Raw genomic sequence first — 11927 nt, 5'->3', positions numbered from 1 at the left:
CTTTGATAACTCGCTCTGCTCAGTCGGACCAACTTATCAATTACCATTGATAAGTTGCTCGTTAAAAGTCATTTAGACTTTTAACCAATCAAATCTTCTAAGCTTTTTCAAAAATATGAGCTAAGACTTGTATCAAAAGTATTTAAATGTGTCTTCCAGAATGTAAATATATCCCTGCGTATAAGTTAAGTGTCTGGTGTGGTTCTCTATAGGAGGGTGTGATAAAGTCCATTTTATATATCAAAAGATGGAAAATAAAAATGTCCAATGCATTGATATTTAAGGATTTACCTAATGTTAAATTTTGTTTAATCACACCCTCCTATATAGATACACACACCAGAAAGTAAACTTATACGCAGGTAGATGTTACCAAAGCTGAAAGAACATCTAAAAACTTTTTTATCATTCTTAGCGAAGTATTTTAGAAAATCTTAGAGGCTTTTATATGTTTGAGGTACGAGTTTATAAAAGTTTCTTAGATTTTCAAAATACTGAGCTTTAGAATGATTAAAAGTTTTTATAGTACTGAAGCTTGGTAACATCTACCGGAGCATAAGTTTACTTTAGACCGTGTGTATCTATAAATGCGGCAGTCCCTTGTTTTGCCCATATCAATTGTAGGATATATTAAATTTCATTGCTGTTGGAGCAGCTAGTTGGCTTCCGTTTGTTGATTTTACAGATTTTTCAATAACCAAGTAGTAAGAGTGATCAGGCGAATAACTGCGATTAGGAGTTAAAATTACTTTATTATTTGATACTTTAATTTTTAAGTCTACTTTATCTTGAGTTGTTTCGTCAAATACATATATACTATCAGCATTTACAGATGCAGCATCAATAGTTGATTGAAAAGTTATTGTCCATATTTTGTTTAAGTATATATTTTTCTTTTCTTTCCACTGAGTATACTTGGAAAAGTCTTTCGGTACAGTTACTTTACAAAAGTCTATGATATTGCCATCCTCACTTTTAACAGTTATTACTACATTTCCTGATGAAAGAGCGGTTAAAGTACCGTGTTGATCTACCTGAACTATATTATTATCACTTGAATACCAGGATACATTTTTATTACTGGCATCTGAAGGTAAAATAGTTATTCTAAGCGTATAAGTTTGTCCAACTTTTAAATTTAAATCTCCAGAAGCGATTTTTACACTTGCTACATGCTTTGCTGTATCTCCAGGATATACATAAGTGGAACTAGCTTGAGGATAATCTGCTTTATTCCAAGTATGATCAACCCCCATCTGAGTATCATTTATATTATAATAATCATAACTTACTTTTCCAGTGTCTGGAACGGGATCATCCCAGGTACAATCAAGTTGATACCATTTACCTCTAACATTCACAAGGTTCCAAGCATGAGACTCTCCACCAGCATTCCCTGTAATTATTCTTACATTTAAACCAGCCTGTTTTAACATTTTATAGGCCAAAAGTGCATAGCCTTGACAAACAGAGGTTCCATAATATAACGCATCATAAGCGCTGTAGTATGTATAACTTTGATCATAAGTTACATTTTTTACTATATAGTCATGTATAGTTTTTTCCTTATCATCATCAGTCATAGAACTTGTTATTAAAGTGCTTAATATAGATGTAACTTTTTTATCTACATAATCTTCTTGCTCTTTTGTAGCTAGATAACTAAAATTGAAGGTTATTGTATTAAGGTTTTCACTATAGCCTTGAGCATTCCATTTCATGTAAGAGTAAGAAACAGCTAGGTAATCATCTGTATTTTCAATATCGCCTAAAATGTTATTAAGATCACTCTCTAAAGTCGAAAAATCTCCTTTATAACTTATAGTAAAAGAAGAATCTTTATTATACATATGTTTTATAATGGAATTTTTCAGTTCTGTTAGGCTGCTGCAGTATTCTGTTGAAGAATAATAGATATTATTTTTTTCGCCATGTATATAACCTATAGCACTGCTATTTAAGCTTTTGTTTACGATTATTCCACTATCTTCCAAATAAGGACTATTTAGTGTTTGGGCATGTACACTAATAGAAGTAAATAACAAAAATATCAGTGGAATAAAAGAATAAATAATTTTTTTATAATTGCAATTCATTGATAACCTCCATATTTACTAAATAAAGTAATATGATAAAATTATACCACAAATTACAAAATAGTAATTATTATTTTATAAAAACAAATTGGAATTATACTACTTGTGTGGATTATAGTTGAACAATTGGCTTTAGTATTACGTTGTACAGTTTATAATGAAGGATTACAATAAAATTATCTAGTTTAAATTTGGTTTTACTTCTTTTATTGCAGGAGGAAATTTGAATCATGAAGAGCAAAATGATAAATATATTGATAGTTACTATTTGCTTAATACTAATTCAAGTTTCAGCCTTTATTCAAGTTAAGGCTGAAACGGGAAAAGTTATAAGAACAAGTGGTTTAGATAGATATGCTACGGCAGCGCAGGTAGCTAAAGATAATTGGCCTAGTGGGGCAAGAAACGTAATTTTAGTTACTGGAGAAGGATATGCAGATGCAGTAAGTTCATCAGTACTTGCGAAAACCTTGGATGCACCTATATTGTTAACTACAGGAACTTCATTAAATTCTGATACTCAATCAGCATTAGATGCGCTGCATCCACAATATATATATATAATTGGTGGGATTGGTGCTATAAAGCAATCTATACGAGATGAGCTAAGAAATGATGGTTACAATTTAGTAGAGCTTAAAGGAGACAATAGATATGAAACAAATGCAGCAGTTGCAAACAAGTTATTGGAGCTTGGTGTTAAGGCCGATAATGTCATGTTGGTAGGGGGAGAAGGGTTTTCAGATGCCTTATCAATAGCCCCTGTAGCAGCAGCTAAAGGACAGATATTATTATTGGGAAGCAATGATAACGAATCTATGAAGCCAATCTTAGACTTTGTAAAAAATAATAATTCTAAGGTCACCGTTATCGGAACAAACTATATTATAAATGAAATTATGTATAAAGCTTTAGACGCTGTTGAAAGAGTTAATGGAGGAGTAGATAGATTTCAAACAAATTTAAATGTGTTAAATAGGTTTAAAGATGATTTGAATTTTGATAAGTTATTTGCTGCTAGTGCAGGAGTAAATGCGAGAGATGATGGATATGCAGATGCTTTAGTGGCATCATCACTGGCAGGAAAGTTTACTTCACCATTGGTATTGCTTGATAAGGAAAAAAGTTCGGCAACAGTAGATGCTTTAAATTATATTAAAGAGAAAGTTAATAAATATACAGCTTTAAATATAATTGGGGGAACTGGAGTTGTTTCATCTTCGATAGAAGCTCAAATGAATGATATTATTGATCAAGCTCCAGAGGATTCTGGTAATATTAAAGTTAAGGACGTAAGTGCTAATTCTCTTAACCAGATTAAGGTGGAATTTAGTACAAGTGTTGATAAAAATACTGCTGAGAATATATCAAGCTATCAAATAGATGGAGCAGATTTGAATGGAGATAAGGCATCTGCTGTTTTACAGGAAGATAACAAAACAGTGTTAATTACCTTGGCAAATCCATATCCTCAGTACACAGATGTGACTTTATCTGTAAAAAATACAATATTGGATAAAGGACTTAATCATAATATAGATGAGTTTAGTAAAAAAATTACTCTGTCAGATCTTTCAGTACCTATAGTACAATCAATATCAGTAAGTGGAAGCAACAAACTAATGGTAAAATTTTCAGTACCTATTAAGATTTCAACATCAGATTTATATTCGATTAAAGTAAATGGGCAAAGTATATTGAATTTAGGATTAGATACATCTTTAACTAAGTTTTACGACCAATCTGGTATTTGGGCAGATAAAGTTGAATTATATTTTAATTCACCACTTCCAGTAGGAAATAATAAACTTGAAATTCCAAAGGGAAAGTTAAATGATAAGTTTTATAGTGCTGCTGGATTTATAATGCAGGATATTGAAGTTGATTTTAGTGTTCATTCGGTTAACGATAGCCCACAAGTTAACAGTGTAAATTTTGATTATGCAGGAAATATCTATATAACCTTTAATAGGGCAATGGATGAGAAAAGTGTGTTAAATGGTTCATATTATAAAATAAATAATAATTCAATAACTTCACAAAATATAAGTTTTGAAAATGGTTCAAAGGATACAATTATTAAGATACAGAATATAAAATCAATATTGCATATTGGTGCTAATATTGTATCTGTATCAAGCAACGTAAGAGATGCTTATGGAAACAAGATTAATGACAATACTAATATAAGTTTTAATATTACACAAGATACTGTTAAACCACAGGTTACAAACGTGTCTATGATAGATAGCCAAACTATGAGAGTTAAATTCAATAAGAAAGTTAATAATATATTTGCAACAAACAAGTCAAATTATAGATTATTTGATTCTAATAATATAGAAATTAGCAATAAAATTGATGCAATAAAGCCAACGAATTCTGTGACAGGGGACAATACAGACTCCTATGATATTAAATTTACAAGAGATAATGCTTTGACTGGAGAAAAATATACTTTAAAGGTTGATAATATTATAGATATAAATTTAGAACCTAATGTAATGGATGAGTTTTCACAAGAAGTAAATGGTGTAGATGATATATCACCTAGTGTTACAGCGATAGTTAGAAAAGCAGATAACAAGCAAAAGGTGGTTATATTTTTTAGCGAAAGCATGGATGAAGCTTCTATAACTAATCCTTCAAATTACTATTATGTAAATGGAAATGGGACTAGTATGAATATGCCAAAGGATGCAACTATTAATGCTATTCAAGATGATAACGGTGTAGTGATTAGTTTTCCATCAAATTATATATTAGATGCTGGTTCGGATGACAACCATGTAATAAAAATAGGAATTGCAAATGTTAAGGATAGGGCTCAAAATTTACTATCAGAAGTAACCTATTCAGATTATATAAGCACAAATTACTCGGGAGGGCCAAGTCTTGTACTTAACACAGTAAAGTTTGAATACAGTGGCGATGATGTGAAAGTTACATTACATTTAACATATCCATTAGATTCATTAAATATTAATGATTTCTTGGTTGCTGGTGAAAGTCCAGATAGTGGGCTTGTTTCAGGAAATGATGTAATTCTTATATTTAAGGATGGATCAATAGACAGTAATCAGAAGAACAAAATAAACTCAATAAAAAGTGCTGGAGTTAATGCAAAAATTCAGATATTAAAGTCAAAAACTGTACAGGATGCTAGAGGGAACAACGTAGAGGTGGCAAACTCGACGGATATAGCAGGAAGAAACTTAATTGTTAGTTCAGATATAGTGCATAATATGCTGCTTGCACCTAAGACTAATCCAGATGCTTGGAAAGTAGCAGTTAGTACTGATGGAAGTCCTAGTGCAGAAATAGTCTTTGATGAGAATATAGATTACAGTATACTAGGGTTGTATAATGATGACTTTATATTCACAAATGAGAGAACTGGAAGTAGAATAGATGTACAGAGTGTAATTGTGGATAAAAATAGTAACAAGGTTGTGTATAATTTTTATAATAATACAGTGTCAGTAGGAGACAAGATAGATATTTATGCTAATAAAGCTTCTAAAATTGATATTAGAAGTGAAAAAGATTCTAGTGGTAGTTATGTTGTGTACAATCCAACAAGTTATGATTTGAAAATCAGAACGAAAGTTGCAGATCAGAAGTAAGTAGATTAGAGGGAGGCTGCCGTACTTATCTAAGTGCGGCAGCCCCTTTTTACGTTTATATTTATTAATTTTAAGTGAAATGAAAGTACAATTTGTAACAAAACTTAATAAAAAATTAAGAAATAGTTTAGATTTTTTTTAGACTTGTAAGCTACAATATAAATATGGAAATTATATCTATCAAATATTTGTTAATAAATTTATTTTAGAAGGGGAACATTATGGGACTTAAAGCAAAATTAAAAGGTATAAAAATTAAGAAAAAGGTAGTTATTATAGGAGTGGTTTTACTTGTTGCTGTTGGAATGGGAGTATCTTCTTATGCTAAGGCACAAAAATCCAAGGTGAAACAGGTAAGTTTGGCTAAAGTAACAAAAAAGAAAGTTGTACAATCTGTATCAGCAACAGGAAATATAGAGGCAAACTATAGAACTGAGATAGCATTAAATCCATCACAAAAGGTAGTAAAGGTTTTTGTTAGTGAGGGTCAACAGGTAAAAAAGGATGATGTATTAGTGCAATTAGATGCTTCTGACTACGAAAATCAACTTGAAAAAGCAAAAATAAGCCTGTCCACTGCGCAGTCTACATTAAATCAAATACAGTCAACTGGATCAGCATCGGAGGAGAGTAATGCTCAGAATACTGTAGCACAAGCGAAAGCAACACTGGAAAATGCAGAGAGAAATTATCAGGATTTAAACAAAAAGTACATACAAAATCAAGATTTGTTTAGTAAAGGATATTTATCAAAAACTGATTTTGATGCATCTAAAAAAGCAGTAGAGGATGCAGAAACTGCTATTAAGGCTGCACAGTCCACTTTAACCAGTGCACAAACTGCTTTAAGTAATGTTAGTTCAACTAGCAGTGATAAGATAACAGCTCAAAAAAATCAAATGGCTACAGCTCAAGCAGATATAACTAATTTAACTAAGAAAATAGAAGACAGTAAATTGAAGGCTAATACTGATGGTGTTGTAATAAAAATGGATGCAAAGGAAAATCAACTTCCTAAGAGTGGAGATATGATTATTGTAGATGATAATTCAAAATTTAAGGTATCTGTTGATATGACACAATATGACGCAATAAAAGTTGCCGTAGGTCAAAAAGTGGACATTAAAGTAAAGGGATCAGATAAGAAATACACTGGACAAGTAGCTGAAATAGGAAAAATGGCTCAGGAAAAAGCTGACGATACAGACAAAGATTATAAAGTTAATATTAAAATAAATATGGACAACTTTGATGATATGATAAAGGCTGGATACGAGGCAGATACTGAAATTATAGTAAGTCAAAAAGATAATGTTATTGCAGTTGGTTTTGATGGTATAAAGGAAGAAAAATCTACAGGCAAAAAGTATGTTTACGTGGTAGATAGTAAAAATAAAATTCAAAAGAAGTACATAAAAGCTGGAGTTGAAACGGATTATGATGTAGAGGTTATAGACGGACTTAAAGAAGGAGAGCAATATGTTGTAAACCCTCCAGATACTCTGCATGAAGGAGATTTGGTTGCAGATGCAAACAAAACTGGAGGTAGTAAAAAGTGATAATTAAGCTGGAAAATCTTGTTAAAATATACGATACTGGAGCGATTCAGCTAAAGGCATTAAAAGAAGTCAATCTTGAAATAGAAGAAAAGGAATATGTAGCTATAATGGGAGCATCAGGTTCAGGAAAATCTACTCTTATGAATGTACTAGGATGTTTGGATAAACTTACCGATGGGAAGTATTATTTAGATGGAGTTGATATATCATCTCTTGATGATAATAGTCTTGCGGCAATAAGAAATAAAAAAATAGGTTTTGTTTTTCAAGCTTTTAATCTTTTGCCAAAGCTTACGTCACTGGCTAATGTTGAATTGCCAATGATGTATGCTGGAGTATCTAAATCCGAAAGAGAGAGAAAAGCTAAAATTGCACTAGATAGAGTGGGTCTTTCTGAAAGGATTCATCATAAACCTAACGAACTATCTGGTGGACAAAAGCAGAGAGTGGCTATTGCCAGAGCACTTGTAAATGATCCTGCTATAATACTTGCAGATGAGCCTACAGGAAACTTAGATAGTAAATCAAGTGAGGAAATAATGGGTATCTTTCAGGAGCTAAATAATGAAGGGGTAACTATTGTTATGGTCACTCATGAGCCAGATATAGCTAAGCATACTAAGAGAGCAATTATGTTTAAGGATGGAAATATAATTTCAGATAACCTAGTGGCCGATAGAGCCATAGTAGGAGGAGATGTATAATGAATGTATCAGAAAGCTTTCAATCTGCACTGGAGAGTGTAAGAGCGAATAAGTTAAGATCATTTCTTACTATGCTGGGTATAATAATAGGTATATCTTCAGTAATAACTATAGTTTCTATAGGAGATGGTGCAAAAAGGTTTGTTGCAGCTCAGTTTGAAAATATCGGAACTAATATAGTTAATCTCAAAATAAATTCTACTACTGATAATGTAAAAAAGAGGGACTATTTTACATTAGATGATATACAGCTTTTAAAAGAAAAGGTACCTGAAATTACATCTATTGTAACAGATATTGGAAGTTCCGGTACTTTAAAAACAGAAAATAATAAATCAAAGAAAGTTAGTGCTATTGGTACAACTGCAGATTCAATGAAATTTTACAGTATCAAGATAATAAAAGGAAGATATTTAAATGAAACGGATATTGATGCAGTAAAAAATGTAGCGGCAATAGATGATAAGACTGCAATAAAGCTCTTTGGAGACACTGATATTGTAGGAAAGCGAGCTAAGTTGACCATGGGAGATAAAAATATTAATGTAACTATTATAGGTGTTTTCAAAGATACCAGTGCATCTCTTGGTCAAGACCCAGGGGATAGTGTTCCTGGTTTTATGGTAATGCCTATAACAATAGGAGATAAAATATTTAAGTATACGGATATAAGTACGCTATCAGTAACGCTTACAGATATGAAAAATGCAGATCAAATAAGTTCTAAAATGGTAAGGATTCTTGAAAACAAACACCAAAACAAAGGCAAATATTCTGCACAACAGGGCTTTAAGGAGTTAGATACTATAAATAAGGCCTTAAGCATGTTAACCCTTGGACTTGGAGCTATAGCCGGAATATCATTAGTTGTTGGTGGAATCGGAGTTATGAATATAATGCTTGTATCTGTTACAGAGAGAACTAGAGAAATTGGCATAAGAAAGGCGATAGGAGCGAAGACCAGAGATATTAAGATGCAGTTTTTGATGGAGTCCGTTATACTTTGCCTAATCGGAGGAACTATTGGAACTATATTTGGAATAGCTTTGGGAAAGGTAGTTAGTTATTTCATACATATAGATATACCAGTGTCCATTAAAGTAATATTAATAGCCTTTGGATTTTCATCAGCAGTTGGTATTTTCTTTGGATTATATCCAGCAGGTAAAGCAGCAAAACTTGATCCAATTGAGGCATTGAGATACGAATAAACATTAGTTTAAGAAAATTAGAAAAAAATAGAAAATATTGGTAAATAGAATAAAATGGAGAAGAGAGAGGTATACATTGCCTAATTATCTTCTCTAATTTTATTTTTATTAATTCAAGATAACTTTCAGGAATAAAGTGCCACATATATTTATTGATAATTAGATTTTATTAATGGGAAAAATGATGTATAATTTTTGTAATAAGAAAATATTTAGGAGGATTAGACAGAAGATGAAAAATGAGTTTTTTACAGCAAAGTTTAGTTTAAAGAGTAAACTAATAAAAAATAATGCATATAACATAGTTTTTTCTTTATTAATAGTAACATTTTTAGTTGCAGGCATTCCTTTTAATGTACAAGCAGCTAACGATTCAGCGCTAGGGGTTACTGTATCTTTTAGTGGACAGAGTTCTGGGACCACCAGTAGATCAGTTATAGACGAGGTAAGGGATATTATTAGACAAAATTATGTAATCCCAGTATCTGAAGATGTATTGGATGCACCTACTATAGAAGGTATTATAAAAGGTCTAAACGATCCATATTCTGAATACTTTCCTAATGAGAATGATAAAAATGATTTTATCAATGAAGTAAATAATAAAATGTGTGGAATAGGAGTTACTGTACAGGGTGTACCAGAGGGGGCTAAAGTTACCTCCGTACTAGAAGATTCGCCAGCATTAAAAGTAGGAATTCAAGAGGGAGATGTGATAACTTCTGCTGATGGAAATTCATTAGCTGGACTAGCTGTTAGTGAAATGACTTCTTATATAAAAGGAGAAGAGGGTACAACTGTGAGCCTTAAAGTAAAAAGAGGCGAAGATATATTGAGTTTTGATATAACAAGAGCAGAAATAAGTGTTCCTACAGTAACCGGAAAAATAATAAATGATAAAACTGCTTATATAGATATTGTGTCCTTTGGATCAGATACGGCTGATTTATTCAGTAAAAAGTTGAAAGAGTTAAATGCGCAGAATCCTAGCAATTATATAGTCGATTTAAGAGATAATGGAGGAGGATACATGGCTACAGCTCTTGAAATAGCTGGAAATTTTATTGGGCCTAAAAGAGCAATTATTGTTGAAGATAGAGATGGTAATCAGACTGGATATCTTGCAGAAGATACTGGAACAGTAATAGACAAGCCTGTAATTTTTCTCGTAAATGCGAATACAGCAAGTGCTTCAGAAATATTATCAGCAGCAGTGAAAGACTATAACAAAGCCTTTTTCGTTGGCACAACTACCTATGGAAAAGGAGTTGCTCAAAATATGTTTACTTTGTCAGATGGAAGTGCTATTAAAATTACTACAGAAAGGTTCTACTCACCTTTAGGAAATGTTATTCAGAAGAAAGGAGTAACACCTGATTTTGAAGTGAAAGATGTTAACTCTTTAGCTATTGCTGAATTATTTTCTGGGAAATGTATGAATGATGTAGATAAAAGTGGATATTTAAAACTTACTTATAACGGAAAGGATTTTGAGATAAACTTAAATTTAGCTAAAGATGAAAATCATTGGGCAGCTTTTAAATACATATTAAGTAAAGTTAATAAGGATACTGTATATATTGGAACAAAAGAAGGATGGACTAAAGCACCATCAGATTATTTCAATAATATTTACAAATTTTTATATAGTGACTATAAAAATTTAGATGCTTTGGAGAATGTATCGCAAAACAGAGTCTTTACCGTAACCTTTAATAAAGAAGTAGATGCAAGTACGATTAAAAATAATACTAATATGGAGTTTATAGATGGAGAAACTGGAGAACGTGTAGACTTTGATGTAACGAAAGTTGACGATAAAAAGGTTAGTATAAAACCTAAAGAGAACTTAAAAAGCGGTGATACTTATTATATAAAAATAAAGGATGTAATTAAGCCTGTTATAGTAGAGTAGGAGAAAACTATGAAAGATCAACGTAGTTTTTTAACAGTTAATTATAAAGTAATAAGAAAGAATAGGAAGACCATTGGAATTAAAGTTACAGATGAGGGAGAAGTTATAGTTACTTCTCCTTTTGGTATAAGTGACAAGATTATTCAAAATATTATTAAGGGTAAAGAGGAATGGATATTAGGTAAAGTTAAATTAATGCAGGAAAATGAGATTCTTCGAAATAAGGAGATTAAAAATGGCTCTAAATTTAGGTTTTTAGGGAGAAAACTAGAGCTAGAAATTATAGAAGTTGAAAATATTGAAGAAGATTTTCAGATAAATAATGGAAAAATTAGAATTTTTGTGAGTTCTAGGGGTATAGTAAGAGATAAAATTGACGAAATATATAGAATAGAAGCTAAAAAAATATTGTGTGAAAGAACAAATATTTATAGCAAAATTATTGGTGTAAAGCCTAATAAAATATTTATTAAGAATCAAAAAACTTTGTGGGGAAGCTGTTCTTCTAGGAAAAATATAAATTATAATTATAGGATTATAATGGCTCCAATTGAGATTGTTGATTATATAGTAGTACATGAATTATGTCATTTGATACATATGAATCATTCTAAAAATTATTGGAATACCGTAGGAGCTATTTTGCCTGACTATAAGGAAAGAAGAAACTGGTTGAAGTCTAACGGTCATACGTTGAAAATATGAGGATTGGATATTGTCTTCAATTGTAGAAAAGCTGCGAACCATCCATAAACATAAAACCTTATTCTTATGGACAACATATTGTATATAAAGTAAAATGGTATTGTTAAAATA

The 11927-nt window shown here is 31.3% G+C and carries 7 protein-coding genes; 6 read left to right on the top strand and 1 reads right to left on the bottom strand.

What is annotated here, in order from left to right; genetic code table 11:
* Positions 1 to 614 precede the first annotated feature (614 nt).
* Positions 615 to 2096 (bottom strand): Ig-like domain-containing protein, encoded by a 1482-nt coding sequence (locus I6U48_RS19050; protein ID WP_218322058.1) that lies wholly within the window; start codon positions 2094 to 2096, stop codon positions 615 to 617.
* Between the two features lie 230 nt (positions 2097 to 2326).
* Here I6U48_RS19050 and I6U48_RS19045 point away from each other — a divergent pair, with 230 nt between their 5' ends.
* From I6U48_RS19045 to I6U48_RS19020, 6 genes are all read left to right on the top strand, one after another.
* Positions 2327 to 5722 (top strand): cell wall-binding repeat-containing protein, encoded by a 3396-nt coding sequence (locus tag I6U48_RS19045; protein ID WP_218322057.1) that lies wholly within the window; start codon positions 2327 to 2329, stop codon positions 5720 to 5722.
* A gap of 221 nt (positions 5723 to 5943) precedes the next feature.
* Entirely contained in the window at positions 5944 to 7281 is a 1338-nt protein-coding gene (locus tag I6U48_RS19040) for an efflux RND transporter periplasmic adaptor subunit (protein WP_218322056.1), read from the top strand.
* Positions 7278 to 7985 carry an ABC transporter ATP-binding protein gene (locus I6U48_RS19035; RefSeq protein ID WP_218322055.1) on the top strand — a complete coding sequence of 236 codons (708 nt, stop codon included), beginning with the start codon at positions 7278 to 7280 and terminating at the stop codon, positions 7983 to 7985. The genes I6U48_RS19040 and I6U48_RS19035 overlap by 4 nt, the downstream gene beginning before the upstream one ends.
* Positions 7985 to 9196 carry an ABC transporter permease gene (locus tag I6U48_RS19030; protein ID WP_218322054.1) on the top strand — a complete coding sequence of 404 codons (1212 nt, stop codon included), beginning with the start codon at positions 7985 to 7987 and terminating at the stop codon, positions 9194 to 9196. The genes I6U48_RS19035 and I6U48_RS19030 overlap by 1 nt, the downstream gene beginning before the upstream one ends.
* 232 nt (positions 9197 to 9428) lie before the next feature.
* A complete protein-coding gene (locus I6U48_RS19025) occupies positions 9429 to 11111 on the top strand; it encodes a S41 family peptidase (protein ID WP_218322053.1) in 1683 nt (560 codons plus the stop codon).
* Between the two features lie 9 nt (positions 11112 to 11120).
* Entirely contained in the window at positions 11121 to 11816 is a 696-nt protein-coding gene (locus I6U48_RS19020; protein ID WP_218322052.1) for a M48 family metallopeptidase, read from the top strand.
* Positions 11817 to 11927: the final 111 nt, after the last annotated feature.

This window comes from Clostridium thailandense, assembly GCF_019207025.1.
Classification (GTDB): Bacteria; Bacillota; Clostridia; order Clostridiales; family Clostridiaceae; genus Clostridium_AM; species Clostridium_AM thailandense.
This window is presented reverse-complemented; position numbering and strand designations above follow the sequence as displayed.

Excerpts from the sequence above, each read along its gene's own strand:
- I6U48_RS19050 (WP_218322058.1), bottom strand. The coding sequence starts at position 2,096 with ATGAATTGCAATTATAAAAAAATTATTTATTCTTTTATTCCACTGATA.
- I6U48_RS19045 (WP_218322057.1), top strand. The coding sequence starts at position 2,327 with ATGAAGAGCAAAATGATAAATATATTGATAGTTACTATTTGCTTAATA.
- I6U48_RS19040 (WP_218322056.1), top strand. The coding sequence starts at position 5,944 with ATGGGACTTAAAGCAAAATTAAAAGGTATAAAAATTAAGAAAAAGGTA.
- I6U48_RS19030 (WP_218322054.1), top strand. The coding sequence starts at position 7,985 with ATGAATGTATCAGAAAGCTTTCAATCTGCACTGGAGAGTGTAAGAGCG.
- I6U48_RS19025 (WP_218322053.1), top strand. The coding sequence starts at position 9,429 with ATGAAAAATGAGTTTTTTACAGCAAAGTTTAGTTTAAAGAGTAAACTA.
- I6U48_RS19020 (WP_218322052.1), top strand. The coding sequence starts at position 11,121 with ATGAAAGATCAACGTAGTTTTTTAACAGTTAATTATAAAGTAATAAGA.